The organism is Streptococcus sp. LMAG:39 (genome assembly GCF_008680485.1).
GTDB lineage: Bacteria > Bacillota > Bacilli > Lactobacillales > Streptococcaceae > Streptococcus > Streptococcus pasteurianus.
Genome location: NZ_NALE01000001.1, coordinates 1,052,853 through 1,070,502, shown reverse-complemented (window position 1 = coordinate 1,070,502; position 17,650 = coordinate 1,052,853). Strand labels below are relative to the sequence as shown.

The 17,650-nt window shown below is 38.0% G+C and carries 17 protein-coding genes and 1 pseudogene; 15 read left to right on the top strand and 3 right to left on the bottom strand.

The annotated features are described in order from the left end of the window. The first annotated feature begins 20 nt into the window (after positions 1-20). The 13 genes and pseudogenes from recA to CCC20_RS05195 form a co-directional block, all read left to right on the top strand. Entirely contained in the window at positions 21-1,175 is a 1,155-nt protein-coding gene (gene recA / locus CCC20_RS05255; protein WP_009855165.1) for a recombinase RecA, read from the top strand. 269 nt (positions 1,176-1,444) lie between these two features. After that, on the top strand, positions 1,445-1,843 hold the full coding sequence (spx, locus tag CCC20_RS05250; RefSeq protein WP_003066893.1) for a transcriptional regulator Spx: 399 nt from the start codon (positions 1,445-1,447) through the stop codon (positions 1,841-1,843). 318 nt (positions 1,844-2,161) lie between these two features. Beyond that, the gene (locus tag CCC20_RS05245) at positions 2,162-2,431 is read left to right on the top strand and encodes an IreB family regulatory phosphoprotein (protein WP_003066890.1); all 270 of its coding nucleotides are present in this window, start codon (positions 2,162-2,164) and stop codon (positions 2,429-2,431) included. Further along, positions 2,428-2,847: a Holliday junction resolvase RuvX gene (ruvX, locus tag CCC20_RS05240; protein WP_013852327.1), complete on the top strand. Its 420-nt coding sequence runs from the start codon at positions 2,428-2,430 to the stop codon at positions 2,845-2,847. Before CCC20_RS05245 ends, ruvX begins: the two co-directional genes overlap by 4 nt. Positions 2,848-2,879: 32 nt before the next feature. Continuing rightward, the gene (locus tag CCC20_RS05235; protein ID WP_287179415.1) at positions 2,880-3,185 is read left to right on the top strand and encodes a DUF1292 domain-containing protein; all 306 of its coding nucleotides are present in this window, start codon (positions 2,880-2,882) and stop codon (positions 3,183-3,185) included. A gap of 91 nt (positions 3,186-3,276) precedes the next feature. Continuing rightward, the gene (locus CCC20_RS05230) at positions 3,277-3,405 is read left to right on the top strand and encodes a hypothetical protein (RefSeq protein WP_259293846.1); all 129 of its coding nucleotides are present in this window, start codon (positions 3,277-3,279) and stop codon (positions 3,403-3,405) included. A gap of 42 nt (positions 3,406-3,447) precedes the next feature. After that, positions 3,448-5,037 (top strand): glycosyltransferase family protein, encoded by a 1,590-nt coding sequence (locus CCC20_RS05225; protein ID WP_041972992.1) that lies wholly within the window; start codon positions 3,448-3,450, stop codon positions 5,035-5,037. Positions 5,038-5,138: 101 nt separating this feature from the next. Next, entirely contained in the window at positions 5,139-7,355 is a 2,217-nt protein-coding gene (gene nrdD, locus CCC20_RS05220) for an anaerobic ribonucleoside-triphosphate reductase (RefSeq protein WP_003066874.1), read from the top strand. A 240-nt stretch (positions 7,356-7,595) separates the two neighbouring features. Beyond that, positions 7,596-7,742: a hypothetical protein gene (locus tag CCC20_RS05215; RefSeq protein ID WP_287179411.1), complete on the top strand. Its 147-nt coding sequence runs from the start codon at positions 7,596-7,598 to the stop codon at positions 7,740-7,742. 11 nt (positions 7,743-7,753) lie between these two features. Beyond that, entirely contained in the window at positions 7,754-8,260 is a 507-nt protein-coding gene (locus CCC20_RS05210) for a GNAT family N-acetyltransferase (RefSeq protein WP_058692572.1), read from the top strand. 40 nt (positions 8,261-8,300) lie between these two features. Next, positions 8,301-8,915: an anaerobic ribonucleoside-triphosphate reductase activating protein gene (gene nrdG / locus CCC20_RS05205; protein ID WP_003066866.1), complete on the top strand. Its 615-nt coding sequence runs from the start codon at positions 8,301-8,303 to the stop codon at positions 8,913-8,915. A gap of 128 nt (positions 8,916-9,043) precedes the next feature. After that, positions 9,044-10,042: a Holliday junction branch migration DNA helicase RuvB gene (gene ruvB / locus CCC20_RS05200; RefSeq protein ID WP_003066863.1), complete on the top strand. Its 999-nt coding sequence runs from the start codon at positions 9,044-9,046 to the stop codon at positions 10,040-10,042. Positions 10,043-10,825: 783 nt separating this feature from the next. Continuing rightward, positions 10,826-11,176, top strand: a pseudogene (locus CCC20_RS05195) (isopeptide-forming domain-containing fimbrial protein); the annotation flags it as partial. 409 nt (positions 11,177-11,585) lie between these two features. Here CCC20_RS05195 and treR read toward each other — a convergent pair. Next, the gene (gene treR, locus CCC20_RS05190; protein WP_003066857.1) at positions 11,586-12,299 is read right to left on the bottom strand and encodes a trehalose operon repressor; all 714 of its coding nucleotides are present in this window, start codon (positions 12,297-12,299) and stop codon (positions 11,586-11,588) included. Between the two features lie 196 nt (positions 12,300-12,495). Between treR and treP the strand changes: the two genes are divergently transcribed. Both treP and treC read left to right on the top strand, forming a co-directional pair. Beyond that, complete coding sequence (gene treP, locus CCC20_RS05185) at positions 12,496-14,469, top strand: PTS system trehalose-specific EIIBC component (protein ID WP_058692571.1); 1,974 nt, start codon at positions 12,496-12,498, stop codon at positions 14,467-14,469. Between the two features lie 14 nt (positions 14,470-14,483). Continuing rightward, positions 14,484-16,163 (top strand): alpha,alpha-phosphotrehalase, encoded by a 1,680-nt coding sequence (gene treC, locus CCC20_RS05180; protein WP_058692570.1) that lies wholly within the window; start codon positions 14,484-14,486, stop codon positions 16,161-16,163. Here treC and CCC20_RS05175 read toward each other — a convergent pair. Beyond that, positions 16,113-16,445 (bottom strand): hypothetical protein, encoded by a 333-nt coding sequence (locus CCC20_RS05175; RefSeq protein ID WP_058692569.1) that lies wholly within the window; start codon positions 16,443-16,445, stop codon positions 16,113-16,115. The genes treC and CCC20_RS05175 overlap by 51 nt on opposite strands. 108 nt (positions 16,446-16,553) lie before the next feature. Further along, the gene (locus CCC20_RS05170; protein WP_069789129.1) at positions 16,554-17,534 is read right to left on the bottom strand and encodes a Gfo/Idh/MocA family protein; all 981 of its coding nucleotides are present in this window, start codon (positions 17,532-17,534) and stop codon (positions 16,554-16,556) included. Positions 17,535-17,650 lie beyond the last annotated feature (116 nt).

Genomic DNA, 17,650 nt, shown 5'->3' with positions numbered 1-17,650 from the left:
ACAAACAGAAAGGGAAAAATTTGGCTAAAAAGACAAAGAAAACAGAAGCTATCACTAAAAAATTTGGTGATGAGCGTAAAAAGGCACTTGATGATGCCTTGAAATTAATTGAAAAAGATTTCGGTAAGGGAGCTGTTATGCGCCTTGGTGAACGTGCTGAACAAAAAGTTCAAGTCATGAGTTCAGGTAGCTTGGCTCTTGATATTGCTTTGGGTGCAGGTGGTTACCCTAAAGGGCGTATCATTGAAATTTATGGACCTGAAAGTTCTGGTAAGACAACTGTTGCGCTTCATGCAGTAGCACAAGCTCAAAAAGAAGGTGGAATTGCTGCCTTTATCGATGCCGAACACGCACTTGACCCAGCTTATGCTGCGGCTCTTGGTGTTAACATTGATGAGCTTCTCTTGTCACAACCTGACTCTGGGGAACAAGGTCTTGAAATTGCAGGAAAATTGATTGACTCAGGTGCTGTTGACCTCGTCGTTGTCGATTCCGTTGCTGCCCTTGTACCTCGTGCCGAAATCGATGGTGACATTGGTGATAATCACGTTGGTTTGCAAGCTCGTATGATGAGTCAAGCAATGCGTAAGTTGTCAGCTTCAATTAATAAAACAAAAACAATTGCTATTTTCATCAACCAATTGCGCGAAAAAGTTGGTGTGATGTTTGGTAACCCAGAAACAACACCTGGTGGACGCGCACTTAAGTTCTATGCGTCAGTTCGTCTTGATGTTCGTGGTAACACACAAATCAAAGGTTCTGGTGACCAAAAAGATAGCAATATCGGTAAAGAAACTAAAATCAAAGTGGTTAAAAACAAAGTTGCGCCACCATTTAAAACAGCTGAAGTTGAAATTATGTATGGTGAAGGAATTTCACGTACGGGTGAGCTTGTTAAGATTGCTAGCGACCTAGACATCATCAAAAAAGCAGGTGCTTGGTTCTCGTATAACGGTGAGAAAATCGGACAAGGTTCTGAAAATGCGAAGAAATACTTGGCAGAACACCCAGAAGTCTTTGATGAAATCGACCACAAAGTACGTGTTCACTACGGTCTCGTAGAAGAAACCGAAGATGAGAAAGCAGCAGATGTTGTTGAAGAATCAGCAGCAACTAATGATAATGTTGACGAAGTTGTTCTTGATTTAGATGATGCTATCGAAATCGAAGAATAATTCATAATAACGTTGAAACTCTGGGACAATTGTCTCGGGGTTTTCTTGTGTAAGAATGTCAATCTAAGATGAAAATATTTGACCTGATTTTCGATTTTTTTAGAAATAAATGGAGTGTTTTCAAAATCACAAATGATTTTTTTCGATTTTTATTGAAAAAAATAATCTTTTTAATTGACTTTTTGAAAAAATAGGTCTTAGGTCCTATGTTTTCGTTAAGGTTGGTGTGCTATAATACAACTATCATGGGATAGAAAGTGAGAGTGCACATGATTAAAATTTACACAATTTCAAGTTGTACAAGCTGTAAGAAAGCCAAGACATGGCTAAACGCTCATCAGCTCCCTTATAAAGAACAGAATTTAGGAAAAGAACCACTAACACGAGAAGAAATTTTAGCGATATTAACTAAAACAGAAAACGGGATTGAAAGTATCGTTTCATCTAAAAACCGTTATGCAAAAGCACTTGACTGCGATATTGAGGATTTAAATCTGAGCGAGGTTATTGACCTTATTCAAGAAAATCCGCGTATTTTGAAGAGTCCAATTTTGATTGACGATAAACGCCTTCAAGTAGGGTACAAAGAAGATGATATTCGTGCTTTCTTGCCACGTTCCATTCGTAATGTGGAAAATGCAGAAGCTCGCCTTCGTGCAGCGTTGTAATAGATAGTCTAAAAGCTCCGTTTAGGAGCTTTTTTGATATTTTCCTTAGCGTATATTGTTAGAATCGAGGAATTTTTAAGGGTTATAGTAGTTGATTGTGCGTGGAAAAAACGAGTGCTTTGCTTTTTTATTTTTATAAAAATAGTAAAAAGTTTGGTGATAGTTGAGGGATGGGGCAAAGGTTGCTTAATGGGACAATTGAAATGAAGGATTTGAAAATGAAAATAAACTTTGGTGAAATAAAGTCAGATTCTTGTGAAATCTTTGTGAATAAGCTATAATAAATAGTGACAGCTATTTTAGAAAGAAGGTGTAAGTATGGGATTTACAGATGAAACTGTACGCTTTAATTTAGACGATAGCAACAAGAAAGAAATTAGTGAAACCTTAACAACTGTGTATCGTTCTCTCGATGAAAAAGGGTATAATCCAATCAATCAGATTGTTGGTTATGTCTTAAGTGGGGACCCTGCTTATGTTCCTCGTTACAATGATGCCAGAAATCAAATTCGTAAATACGAACGAGATGAAATTGTTGAAGAGCTTGTCCGCTACTATCTCAAAGGAAATGGAATTGACTTGAAATGAGAATTATGGGACTAGACGTTGGCTCAAAGACAGTTGGCGTTGCTATCAGTGACCCGCTAGGATTTACAGCACAGGGCGTAGAAATTGTCAGAATTGACGAAGAAGCTGGCGAATTTGGTTTTGAACGACTTGAAGAGTTAGTTAAACAGTATAAGGTTGATAAGTTTGTTGTTGGTTTGCCTAAAAATATGAATAACACAGAAGGTCCTCGCGTAGAAGCTAGTAAGGCATACGGTGATAAAATCAACGAACTTTTCAATATTCCTGTTGATTATCAAGATGAACGTTTGACAACTGTTCAAGCAGAGCGAATGTTGGTTGAACAAGCTGATGTTAGCCGTGGAAAACGTAAGAAAGTTATTGATAAATTGGCTGCGCAGCTTATTTTGCAAAATTATTTAGATAGAATGTTTTAATCTAATCATTAATTCATTAAAGGAGAAACTTTATGGCACATAACCATAATCACGATCACGAACATGAAGTTATTACACTGGTAGATGATCAAGGTAATGAAACACTTTTTGAAATTCTTTTGACTATTGATGGACGTGAAGAGTTTGGGAAAAGCTACGTTCTCTTGGTACCAGCGGGTGCTGAAGAAGATGAACAAGGACAAATTGAAATTCAAGCTTACTCATTTACTGAAAATGAAGATGGAACTGAAGGTGACCTTCAACCAATTCCTGAAGATTCAGATGCTGAGTGGGATATGATTGAAGAAGTTTTCAATAGCTTTTTAGATGAGGACTAATATTGTCTTGATATGTTGAAGGGAAGTATAGGTTATGCCTATGCTTTTTTTCATGCTCTTTTACGAATACTAAGTAAAGGAGGTGTGAATCATGGCAAAGAAAGCGTGTTTGAGCAAAGAAGAAAGAAGCTTCTTGAAGCGCTATAAAACCAAACCTTATCACCGTTTTAGGGAAATTTTAGTTTACTGTGCTATACTCCCCAAATTGACTAATGATTAGTTTCTGTTATACTTAAAGTATGACAATTCAAGGAGAGAATAAGTGAATACATCAGAACAAGTAAATGTAGATCAGAGTACTGCACAATCTTACAGCCGTTCAAGTCGTTCAGTTCGTAAGGTTAGTGAGAACAAAAGTCACCAAGAGGCGTCTAGAAGAACAAAGGTCCCACGACCTCATAAACTTTACCTTTTAATATTGAGTGTTGTTGTTAGTTGTTTGTCGGTATCAATACCAGTCTTTACAGATATGGCAAATAGTGTGCAATCTCAAAACCTTTACATTGGTTTAATGTTTACCAAAGGACAACTTCCGTTTACAGATATGTTTGCGACAGGTGGCTTCCTTTATTATGCTTTGATTGCTTTGGCTTACTATCTTGGTTCTACGTTGTGGTTGGTGCCAATTCAAATTGTAACGTTCTACTTATCAGGAATCTATTTCTATAAATTGGTTAATTACTTTACTAGTAGCCAACGTGTAGCAGTTGCTTTTAGTGGTATTTTTTACCTATTAAACGTTGCTCTTGGTTTTGGTGGTTTGTATCCTATCCAATTTGCGACGCCATTTGTTATGGTATCTTTGTGGTTCCTAACAAAATATTTTGCGGATATCATTAAAGACGAAGCCTTTATCCTTTATGGATTTGCTGGCGCAGCAGCAATGCTTTTAGAGCCACGTACTTTGGTGTTCTGGGGGCTTTCTTTCCTAACCATTATCGTTTATAATTTAACACAAAAGCATTTTGCTCGAGGATTATATCAATTATTGTGTATCATTTTCGGAACAATTCTTGTCTTTTACACAGTTGGTTACTTTATCCTGAATTTGCAGGTGTTGTCATCCTATATTTCTCAAGCAATTGTTTATCAATTTACGTATTTTGCGACAAATGATAGTAATTTTATCTTGACATTGCTATTCCAAGTTGTTGTAGCTCTAGTTTCAGGGATTTTACTTGGTGCGCTTACTTTTGGAAAAATCACTAAGGGAGCTAGTGACAAGGTATCTAAATGGCTTATCTTCCTTGTTTTCTTAGGCTTCTTAGTTATGGACCTTTTGTCACAAAGTTATCATTTCTATCATTTGTTAACAGTATTGCCTTTTGGTTTGTTGTTAACCGCAATGGCATTGGGTGAACGTTATCAACGCAGCTTGACGAAAATATCACATCGTCGTAAGAAATCATCTTGTGGTGACAATGGTATTTTTGGATTATATCTAAGTTGTCATCTTTATTTGCCGATTTTGGTGCTTGTCATTGGTGTGGGACAACCTGTGGTTTCTCATCTTTTGTCAGCTAGTACTGATAGTGAGCGTTCAACGATTGCAAGCTATTTGAAGAAGCAAACATCTAGTGATGATACGATTTACGTTTGGGACACATCATCTAAGGTTGGGATTGAGAGTCAGTTAGCAAGCAGTTCACAATTTACATCGCCTGTTGTGAATACGACTAAAACATCTAATGAAAAAACATTAGAAGATGAATTATTACAAAATCTAGCGTCGTATATTGTTGTTAATAATGATGAAAAAATTTCTGATACAATAAAAAATGATATTTCTTCAAACTATGAAGAGGTCTCAATCAGCGGTGTATCAGGCTTTACCGTCTATCATAAAAAATAGAGGATAAACGCAATATCTTGTGGTCTAATAAAAAAACGACCACAAGATATTGATTTTTTTTTCTTACGTGTTATAATAGACGAGTGAGAAGGAGTGTTCATATGATTACATTAGAAAAAGAAACAATTGCGACTCAACCAGCTGTTAAAGTTATCAAACGTGATGGACGTTCTGTAAACTTTGATGCAGATAAAATTTATAATGCTTTAGTAAAAGCAAGTATTAATGTGACAAAAATGTCACCAGTTGTTGAAGCAAAATTGGAAACTATTTCAGATAACATCATTGCTGAAATTTTTGATCGCTTCAAAGATAATGTCAAAATTTATGAAATTCAAAATATCGTTGAGCATGAGCTTCTAGAAGCAAATGAATATGCGATTGCACAAGAATATATTAATTATCGTACAAAACGTGATTTTGCGCGCTCTCAAGCGACAGACATCAATTTTACGATTGATAAACTATTGAACAAAGATCAAACTGTCGTTAATGAAAACGCCAACAAAGATAGTGAAGTTTTTAATACTCAACGTGACTTGACTGCAGGTATTGTTGGTAAATCAATTGGTCTTAAAATGCTGCCAGCTCATGTTGCCAATGCTCACCAAAAAGGTGATATTCATTATCATGACCTTGATTACAGCCCGTACACTCCAATGACAAACTGCTGTTTGATTGATTTCAAGGGTATGCTTGCAAATGGCTTCAAGATTGGTAATGCTGAGGTAGAAAGTCCAAAATCTATCCAAACTGCAACCGCGCAAATTTCACAAATCATTGCGAATGTTGCGTCAAGCCAATATGGTGGTTGTACAGCGGACCGTATCGATGAATTTTTGGCACCATATGCTGAGCTTAACTATAAAAAACATCTTAAAGATGCTCAAGATTGGGTAGCAGAAAACCGTCGTGAAGATTATGCTTGTACAAAAACGAAAAAAGACATTTATGATGCTATGCAAAGTCTTGAATACGAAATCAATACGTTGTTTACATCAAACGGACAAACACCATTTACTTCTCTTGGATTTGGTTTGGGAACAAACTGGTTTGAACGTGAAATCCAAAAAGCTATCCTAACTATCCGTATTAAAGGTCTTGGTAGTGAACATCGTACAGCTATTTTTCCTAAACTTATCTTCACTTTGAAGAGTGGTTTGAACCTTGAAGTGGGGACGCCAAACTATGATATTAAACAATTAGCTTTGGAATGTGCAACAAAACGTATGTATCCAGATGTTCTTTCATACGATAAAATCGTTGAATTGACAGGTTCATTTAAAGCGCCAATGGGATGTCGTTCATTCTTACAAGGTTGGAAAGATGAAAATGGTGTCGAAGTTAACTCAGGTCGTATGAACCTTGGTGTTGTGACTGTAAATCTTCCACGTATTGCCATGGAATCAAATGGCGACATCAATAAATTCTGGGAAATCTTCAACGAACGTATGGGCATTGCTAAAGATGCACTTGTTTACCGTGTAGAACGTGTTAAAGAAGCGACACCAGCAAATGCGCCAATTCTTTACCAATACGGTGCTTTTGGTAAACGTCTCGGCAGATATGATAATGTTGATGAACTTTTCCGTCATCGCCGTGCAACGGTTTCACTTGGTTATATCGGACTTTACGAAGTTGGTACAGTCTTTTATGGTCCAGAATGGGAAACAAACCCAGAAGCCAAAGAATTCACAGTTGATATCATTCGTAAGATGAAAAAATTGTGTACAGAATGGTCAGATGAATTTGATTATCATTTCTCAATCTATTCAACACCGTCTGAAAGCTTGACAGACCGTTTCTGCCGTCTTGACACAGAAAAATTCGGTATCGTTAAAGACATTACAGATAAAGAATACTACACAAATTCATTCCACTATGATGTTCGTAAGGATCCAACACCATTTGAAAAATTAGACTTTGAAAAAGCTTATCCAGAAGCTGGTGCAACAGGTGGCTTTATCCATTACTGTGAATACCCAGTTCTTCAACAAAATCCAAAAGCTCTAGAAGCTGTTTGGGATTATGCTTACAGCCGTGTTGGTTACCTTGGAACAAATACGCCAATTGATCGTTGCTATAGCTGTGGATTTGAAGGTGACTTTACACCAACTGAACGTGGTTTCGTTTGTCCAAACTGTGGTAACAGCGACCCGAAAACAGTAGATGTTGTTAAACGTACTTGTGGATATCTTGGAAACCCACAAGCCCGTCCAATGGTTAATGGTCGTCACAAAGAAATTTCTGCTCGTGTGAAACACATGAACGGTTCAACAATTAAAAATCCTGGTGATTACAGCAAACATAAAGCTTAAAATGGGAAAATAACAGGGCTCTCAGTTCTTGACAAAGTCACCAACCTGTCAATTCGGGAGTTTTTCCTGCTTATTTTAAACGAGTCATTTTCCTTGTTTGAGACTTCTTATCACTTATATCAAATATGGAAAACGCGTTAATAAATATGGTTTAGACAGTTTCAGGACATATTGAAGCTGGAGACATTTGTCCCAGCTTCTTTATTGTATTAAATAGATAGTTTAATGAAAGGAAAGCATATGGGAAAATATCAGTTAGATTATAAGGGTATGCAACAAGTTGAACGTTTTCACGAAAAACATTCAAATGTGAAAACTGACAAAAAAACGCGTGTTAATCAGTTGAAAGCGCAGTTTTTAGAAAAAGCTAAAAAGAAAAGCAAATAGAGGTACCGTTTATGCAATTACGAAGACCTGAATTATCAGATAAAGCAGCTGTTATTGACATGATGAAAGAATTTGAGGCAAGTCAATCTGCTCATGATGGCGGTTTTTGGTCTGTGGATAACTTTGTTTATGAGGACTGGATTGAAAGAAATCAATTAAGTGAAATTGGTATTGATGTGCCGTCAACGTTTGTTCCAGCGATTCAATTTGTTTCTTTTGGTGATAACGGAAGGGCTCTAGGATTTTTGCATTTACGTTTACGTCTAAATGATAATCTTTTAAATAAGGGGGGACATATTGGGTATTCGATTCGTCCGTCAGAGCGTCATAAGGGATTGGCTAAGGAACAGCTTCATCTAGGTTTACTAGAAGCTAAAAAGAAAAATATCAAGCAAGCTTTGGTAACTTGTCACATGGATAATATTGCTAGCCGAAAAGTGATTTTGGCAAATGGTGGTGTTTTAGAGGATGTCCGTGAGTCAACCGAGCGTTATTGGATAAATTTGGATGAAGAATAACCTGTGGATAAGTGGAAATTAAAACTAGAAAGAGGCTAGGATGGAAGAAAAAAATTGGAATACTCCCGAGCCTGGTGAATGGAAGTCAGAGGAATTAAGTCAAGGACGAATCATTGACTACAAAGCTTTTAACTTTGTTGACGGTGAGGGTGTACGCAATTCTCTTTATGTTTCTGGGTGTATGTTTCACTGTAAAGGCTGCTACAATGCGGCAACGTGGTCTTTCAAGGCTGGTATGCCTTATACACAAGAGCTTGAAGAGCAAATCATGGCTGATTTGGCACAACCTTATGTTCAAGGGCTAACGCTTCTTGGTGGTGAACCATTTCTTAATACGGGGATTCTGTTGCCATTAATCAAACGTGTGCGTCGTGAATTGCCTGAAAAGGACATTTGGTCTTGGACAGGTTATACATGGGAAGAAATGATGCAAGAAACGCCAGATAAGCTGGAAATGCTTAGCTTAATCGATATTTTGGTTGACGGACGTTTTGATATTACCAAGAAAAATTTAATGTTGCAATTCCGTGGTTCTTCTAATCAACGTATCATTGACGTTCAAAAGTCGTTGAAAGCTGGTGAGGTTGTCATTTGGGATAAATTAAATGACGGTGACCAAAAGTTTGAACAAGTCAGCCGTGATGATTTAATTTAAGGAAGTGAGATTGAAGAAAATTTATTCTTCGATCTTTTTTATTAATAAAATTGCTGGTTATCATTGTATTAGTGGGATTTCCTAGTTAAACAATTCACTGTAGGTCTTGGTTTTGGTATAATAAGGGTATGAGCAGAATTTTAGATAATGATATTATGGGTGATGAGGAATTTGCGGAGCGCACGCTTCGTCCTCAGTTTTTAAAAGAATATATCGGACAAGATAAGGTTAAAAATCAGCTAAAAATCTTTATTGAGGCAGCAAAATTACGTGACGAGTCTTTGGACCATGTGCTATTGTTTGGACCTCCAGGTCTTGGTAAAACGACAATGGCATTTGTGATTACTAATGAATTAGGGGTGAATTTAAAACAGACATCTGGACCTGCTATCGAAAAAGCTGGTGATTTGGTTGCTATCTTGAATGATTTGGAACCTGGTGATGTGCTTTTTATTGACGAAATTCATCGTATGCCAATGGCTGTGGAAGAAGTACTTTATAGCGCCATGGAAGATTTTTATATTGACATCATGATTGGCAATGGCGAGACTAGTCGTAGTGTTCACTTGGATTTACCGCCGTTTACCCTGATTGGTGCGACAACACGTGCTGGTATGCTTTCTAATCCTTTACGTGCTCGTTTTGGCATTACTGGGCATATGGAATACTATGACGTTGAAGATTTGACAGAAATTGTTGAACGCACGGCAGATATTTTTGAAATGGAAATTGTCCATGAAGCTGCCCAAGAATTGGCACGACGTAGTCGTGGAACACCTCGTATTGCTAATCGTCTCTTAAAACGTGTACGTGATTACGCCCAAATTATGGGAGATGGTATTATCACAAAAGATATTACCGATAAAGCATTGACGATGTTAGATGTTGACCATGAGGGGCTTGATTACATTGACCAGAAAATTTTGCGTACCATGATTGAGGTTTATAACGGTGGTCCTGTCGGTTTAGGAACGCTATCCGTTAATATCGCTGAAGAGCGTGATACTGTTGAGGATATGTATGAGCCGTATTTGATTCAAAAAGGCTTTATTATGCGCACTCGTACTGGTCGTGTGGCAACTGAAAAAGCTTATGAACATTTGGGCTATCCTTATTCGGAAAAATAATTTTTTAGCTTAAGGTAAGTTTAAGCAAGTCTTTATATACTATAAACAATCCTAAAACTTTTCTTTTTCATAATCTCCTGAAAGAACTCCGCTAGTGGGGTTCTTTCTTTTTTGTTTTGAATCGCAAAATGAGTAGAAAAATAGTAAATTTTGGGCAATTTCTCCTAGCTTGTGAAAGTTTAGTCAAGAATAATAGCTGTGGAAAAGTACACAACTCTTTTTTTGTGAAAATTTTAGAACTCCCTTTAGGGTAAGGTTTCTAGTAAGTTTTGAGGTAAACTCTTCTTGTGAAAAATGAGTTATAAACAAGATGTTTTCAAATTATGTGGATTAGTGTTAAAGCTTGATATTATGGGATTATTGGCATATTTATACACAAGTTATCCCCAGTATATAACCATACTTATCCACAAGCTGTGAATAAGTGATGATATCTGTGTAAAAAAGCTGGTGATTTTCGGCTTTTTTTACGTATTTGCAGAATACTTTGACTTGTCCACAGAAAATTTCATGAATAAAAGCCTAACACGTATAATAAACCTAACCCCAATTGTTAGATTCTTGTCTAATTCTTGGGGTTAGGTTCGTTGTCTATGTTAGGCTTTTTGATGCTACTATAACATGTAGTTATAAACTTGTGAGAACATAAAGAGTGACTAATGTGTGCTTCGTAATACATTGTTACCTAAGGGCGATTTGTTATTAAATTTTGCAGTTAAAAGCGAGAAATGTCTACTTTCGACAAGTGAGCGGATAAATTCACGATTATAGGAGATGAAATTTGTAGAATCTAGGACAAGTGTTCCAACTGTTGAGAAAAATCTAAAAGATATTAACGATACAACTGGTGAAACTACTGGTTGGCAAGATTCTGCTGATTACGATATTAACGATTCAGTACCTTTCCAATTGACTGCTACATTACCGGATAATCTTGCTTCGTATGATGAATACTATCTTGAATTATCAGATACACTTTCAACTGGTTTAACTTACAATAAAGATGCCAAGGTCTACCTTGTAAATGGTACTGAAAAAACTGATATTACTTCTTCATTCACAATTGCTGCTGATAGTTCGAGTTTCAAAATTAATAATTTAAAATCACTTAATGGTGTTACTTCTCAGGTAAAACCTTTGATGGTTGCACCATTCCTTGTAATATTTATTCTAATCGTGCTTTTATTGGTGGTAAATGTTTACCGCAGATTACGACATTAATGCAAAAGCAGCGGGACATTTTATATCCAGCCGCTTTTTGATTGAAGAAAATTTTTAATGCCTTTCTTAGCTTTTTCGCTTTTCAATTTCTAGGTTCAGGCTATGTGAACGGCAGTAAGTATCGTTTTTGTGCTCGCTTCGTTCACAAATCATTCTGAAATTGGCTAGTAACAATAATTATTTGTAACTAGTTTCTTTTTGATAATCCCCTTAGGCGCTGTGAGTGGTAGGGCTGACAGTTCAGCAGGAAATCCAAGGTATTTCAAAACTTTCGAGATATGGGAGAGACTGCGTTTTTTTATTCTCAAATAGGTGTCACGTGTTACTGTGGTTTTCGGGTTGCGAAGTCAACGAAGCGGAATTTTTCGAGTTTGTGTCTGCTTTCGGTGAATTGGAATTGGTGTTTGTTGGCGAGGTAAACTTTTGATTTGACAGAGACAACGTGGTGTTCGGCACCGATGTCAAGGAGTAGTTTGTCACGGTCAGTTAGCTGGTCAATGGTGATTTCTTTTTGAGCGAAAGCGATGATGAGGTGGAGTTGGTTTTCAAGGTAATCGTAAATGGATTGTTCGGCGATTTCTCGTGTCATATTTGGCACGATTTTTTTGTCTAAATAATCAATGTCAAGGACAGAAGCGGTGCCGTCAACGACACGTTGGCGAATGATTCGCCAGACAAGGTTATTTTTCTTGAAACCTGTCAGCGCAGCTAATTTTTCATCAACGATAAGTTTATCAATGGCAATGACATTGGTTTTGGAATTGATATGGTGAGCGTCGACCAGCTCTTTATAGCTTGTGAGCTGTGAAACGGGAAAATCAATCTGCTCGTGCTTAATGACTTGAGAGCCAGAACCGTGAATTTTCTGGATAAGCCCTGCTTCAGCAAGGAGACTAAGCGCTTTGCGGATAGTGTCACGGCTCATATGGTAGGTTTGGGTTAGCTCGTTTTCGGTGGGGAGATAGTCACCAGCTTGGTAAATGCCAGAGGTAATATCGTGTTCAAGGTCTTTAAAGATTTGTTCGTATTTTTTCATGAGTTATGTTGAGAAATTCCTTTAGTTTTATAAAGTTGTTTTTAAATTACCATATGACTTGGAAAAAATCAAGAAAAAATGTGCTTATTTACAGCAAACAACTTGCAGACAAAATAGGAAACGATTACAATAACCTTGTAAATAAAGCTAGCAACTATTTATAGACTAACGAAGGAGTCGGTTTTACCGAAGACATATGGGAAAATTTGAAAGAGATGCCCGTGAAATGCTTGAAGCTATCGGCGGGAAAGAAAATATTGCGGCGGTAACGCATTGTGCGACGCGGATGCGTTTTGTTTTAAATGATGAGAGTAAGGCGGATGTTAAGCGTTTGGAAGCCATCCCTGCGGTTAAGGGGACATTTACAAATGCAGGGCAATTCCAAGCGATTATCGGAAATGATGTCCCTATTTTTTATAATGATTTTACAGCGGTTTCTGGTATCGAAGGGGTATCAAAAGAAGCGGCTAAATCAGCTGCGCAGAAAAATCAAAATTGGTTACAACGTGCGCTTGCAATGTTGGCGGAAATTTTTACACCTATCATTCCAGCGATTATCGTTGGTGGTTTGATTTTAGGTTTTCGTAATATTCTTGAAGGTGTTGAATGGTCAGCATTGAATGGTAAGACGATTGTTGAGGTTTCTCAATTTTGGTCTGGTGTGAACTCATTTTTGTGGCTGCCAGGTGAAGCGATTTTCCACTATTTACCAGTAGGAATCGTCTGGTCTGTGACACGTAAAATGGGAACTAGCCAGATTCTGGGGATTGTTCTGGGGATTTGTTTGATTTCTCCAAACCAACTGTTAAATGCTTATAATGTTGCCAGCACATCAGCTGCTGAAATTGCGGCAAACTGGACTTGGGATTTTGGTTTCTTTACGGTTCAAAAGATTGGTTACCAAGCTCAAGTTATTCCAGCGCTGTTGGCAGGGTTGTCTTTGGCTTACCTGGAACGGTTCTGGCGTAAGCATATTCCAGAAGTGATTTCGATGATTTTTGTGCCGTTTCTATCATTGATTCCAGCATTGATTTTGGCACATACGGTGCTTGGTCCGATTGGTTGGACAATTGGTAAAGGTATTTCGGCAGTGGTACTTGCTGGATTGACTGGTCCTGTGAAATGGCTCTTTGGTGCTATCTTCGGTGCACTTTATGCGCCACTTGTTATTACTGGTTTACACCACATGACTAATGCGATTGATACACAATTGATTGCGGATGCTGGTGGTACTGGGCTTTGGCCAATGATTGCTTTGTCAAATATTGCTCAAGGTTCTGCTGTTTTGGCGTTTTATGTGATGAATCGTCATGATGAACGTGAAGCTCAAATTTCATTGCCAGCAGCGATTTCAGCTTATCTTGGTGTCACAGAACCAGCACTTTTTGGGGTTAACTTGAAGTATGTTTACCCATTTGTTGCAGGGATGATTGGTTCAGGTATTGCAGGGCTATTCTGTACAAGTTTCAATATCACGGCTAATGCGATTGGTATCGGTGGTTTGCCAGGTATTCTTTCGATTCAAGCAAAATACATGGGCTTATTTGCCATTGATATGGTGATTGCAATTGTTATTCCATTTGTTTTGACATTTATTTTCCGTCGTGTTGGTTTCTTGACAAAAGCTGAAGATGAAGTGAAGTCAGATGAAAATTCACAAGTTCAGGTAGTTGTTGAGGCTAAAAAGGATGCGGAAGTGCCTGCAGGAACAGTGATTTCTATCCAAAGTCCGCTTGCAGGACGCGCTAAAAATTTGAGTGAAGCACCAGAACCTGTTTTTGCCCAAGGTGTTATGGGACAAGGTGTTGTGATTGAACCGACAGAAGGAGAATTGGTTGCGCCAGTTGACGGTGTAGTGTCAGTTCTTTTCCCAACAAAACACGCGATTGGTTTGGTTTCAGATGAAGGTCTTGAATTGCTGATGCATATCGGTATGGACACGGTAAATCTTGACGGAGACGGCTTTACGGCTCATGTTAAGCAAGGTGATAGAGTGTCGGTTGGTGATGCTTTGATTAGTTTTGACATGGCAGCTATTCAAGCGGCTAGCTATCCTGTGGTGACACCTGTTATTGTGACCAATCAAAATGATTTCCAGACGGATGTTACACGAGAATTGCCGTGTGATGTTGCGCGTGGGGAAGCGATTTTTACAGCAAGTAAATTGTGATAAAGGAGCAAAAATTGGCATTTGATAAGAGAAAAGTCGTTTATCAGATTTACCCAAAATCTTATAAAGATACGACAGGCAATGGCGTAGGGGATTTACGTGGGATTATTGAAAAATTACCCTATTTGGAAGAATTAGGTGTTGATGTCATCTGGCTCAACCCTTTCTATCCAAGTCCTCAACGTGATAATGGGTACGATATTTCAGATTACACAGCGGTCAATCCCTTATTTGGGACAATGGCTGATTTTGAAGAATTAAGTCAAAAAGCTAAGGAACATGGCATTGAATTAATGCTTGATATGGTTTTGAATCATTGTTCAATAGAGCATGAATGGTTCCAAAAAGCTTTAGCTGGGGACAAATATTATCAAGATTTCTTCATTTTACGTGATACGCCGACGAATTGGGTTTCAAAGTTCGGTGGCAATGCTTGGGCACCATTTGGTGATACTGGCAAATATTATTTGCATTTGTTTGACATTACACAAGCTGACTTGAATTGGCGCAATCCGCATGTGCGTGAGGAATTGTTCAAGGTGGTTAATTTCTGGCGTGAAAAAGGTGTCAAGGGATTTCGCTTCGATGTGATTAATCTAATTGGTAAAGATGAAGAGCTGAAAGATAATACTGCTTTTGATGGTAAACCTGAATACACAGACCGTCCGATTGCGCACGATTATTTGAAAATGTTAAATCAAGCGACATTTGGTCAAGATGACGATAGCATGACGGTTGGTGAAATGAGTTTTACAGACGTTCCAAATTGTATCCAGTATAGCACCCCTGACAGTCATGAATTGGATATGGTTTTCAATTTTCATCATCTTAAGGTTGACTACGAAAATGGTCAAAAATGGACATTAAAATCATTTGATTTTGAAGAATTAAAAAACCTTTTCCACACTTGGGGTGAAAAAATGAGTGAGGGTGGTGGCTGGTCAGCACTTTTCTGGAATAATCATGACCAACCTCGTGCGATTAATCGTTTCATAGATGTTAAAAACTTCCGTAATGAGGGATCGACCATGTTAGCGGCAGCTATTCATTTGTCTCGTGGTACACCATATATTTACATGGGCGAAGAAATTGGTATGCTCGATCCAGATTATGACAGCATGGCTGATTATGTTGATGTTGAATGTTTAAATGCTTACCAAGAATTACTGACATCAGGCAAGACAGAAGCGGAAGCATTTGCCATTATTCAAGCAAAATCACGTGACAATAGCCGTACGCCGATGCAATGGGATGCTTCAGAGAATGCGGGATTTTCAACAGGCACACCATGGTTGAAAGTTGGTAAAACGTATCGTGACATTAATGTTGAAAATGAAAAAAGCGGACCAATCTTCACTTTCTATCAACAATTGATTCGTCTTAGAAAAGACTTACCAATTATTGCGGAAGGAAGTTATCAGTCAGCTTATCAAGATAATTCTTATATTTATGCGTTTGAACGTCATTTTGACGGAAAACAGTTGTTGGTGTTGAATAATTTTTTTGCTAAAGAAGTTGAGCTTGATTTGCCAGAAGCTTATCAGTCAGGACAAATTTTGTTAAGCAATTATCCAGAAACAAACCTTTCTGAAAAAATCACTTTAAAACCTTATCAAACACTTGCCATTTATCAAGAAAATTTATCAAGCAAGCAGGATAATGACCAGAATGGTAATTATCAATACAATGGCTAAACCGTAGCTGATTTTTCCAAGACGGCTATGTGGATTAATGGAAACACCGAGCGTTCTGATACGCGTCAAGTCGTCTGTTTGGGCAAACTTATCACATTCATACCGATAACCAGCGATAATCATGCCAAGAATAGCAAGACATGATGTGCAAATAAGCAGTTTAGATACTCCGCTAGACAATGATTTTCCCAAAAAGATGTCAATACCCATAAGGATGATAAATAGTACTAAACAAGCATAACGAATAATCACATTTTTTCGGTTGGTATGTGTAGTTTCCATTTTATCCCCTTCTAACTCTCTCTTTAAGGCTTATTATAGCACTTTGAGGCGAATCTGTTGGGTGAAAATATAAGAGCGGGGAGATTTCCCTGCTCATTTTGTGTGTTGTCATTCTTCTTCTGGGTAAGTGAGGTTCCAGTCTTTGCGGAGTTTTGTCATAATGTCCATGACGTCTTTGGTGTAGTCGAGGTGCATGGCATTTTCTTGACCAGAAATGGCATTTTCCATGTCAGCGACTTCGTAGGAAAGAGCGAGTGCGGTACTTCCAGCTTCGATGACTTCTTGATGTCCGTCCTCGGTATATGTAATCACCGCTTTTTGCCCACGAGGGTATTCGTAAAGTTCGATATAACCTTTATCGTAGGCGATTGTTCCACGTTTTGGTTGTTTGGCGTGAAGGCTTAACGTCAGAGTTGCCATTTCGCCTTGGCTGTTAGTTAGCAAAATCCCAGCTTGTTCATCGACTCCTGTCGGAGCTAGTTTTACTTGGGAAGCAATTTGAGTCGGCGTTGATGTCATAAACCAACGGACAAAAGAAAGAGCATAGACACCAATATCAAGAAGTGCACCGCCAGCTAACTGACGATTAAAGAAACGGTTTGTCATATCGTATTCTTTGTAGCTGCCAAAATTCATTTGAATGAGCTTCAATTCACCGAGTTTTCCAGTCGCAATGATTTCTGAAAGTTTGCGGTAAATTGGCATATGGAAAATGGTCATGGCTTCTGCTAAAATGACGTGATTTTCTTCAGCTAGCTTGATAGCTTCGTCCAATTCGTCAGCGTTAAGCGTAATTGACTTTTCACATAAGACGTGTTTGCCGTTTGCTAGGGCTTTGCGCAAAAAGTTAATGTGTGTATTGTGTGGCGTTGAGATGTAAATAATATCTACGTTAGGGTCGTCAAATACCTCATCAATAGTTTGATAAACTTTGTCAATGCCATATTTTTCAGCGAAAGCTAGCCCCTTATCATAAGTGCGGTTAGCAACAGAATAGAGTTTTCGCCCTTGTTGTTGAAGTGCTTGCGCTAATTCATTAGCAATGACACCAGTTCCCAGGGTTGCCCAATTATAATGTTTTTTAGTCATAGTTGCCTCCTTGCTCTAAGTATAGCAAAAAAGTGTCAGAAAGTCTGTTATTTAATTTCTGACAAATGTGCTTTATATCTGCTATTCTCACCTTTTTTTGATAAAATGGTTCTAAT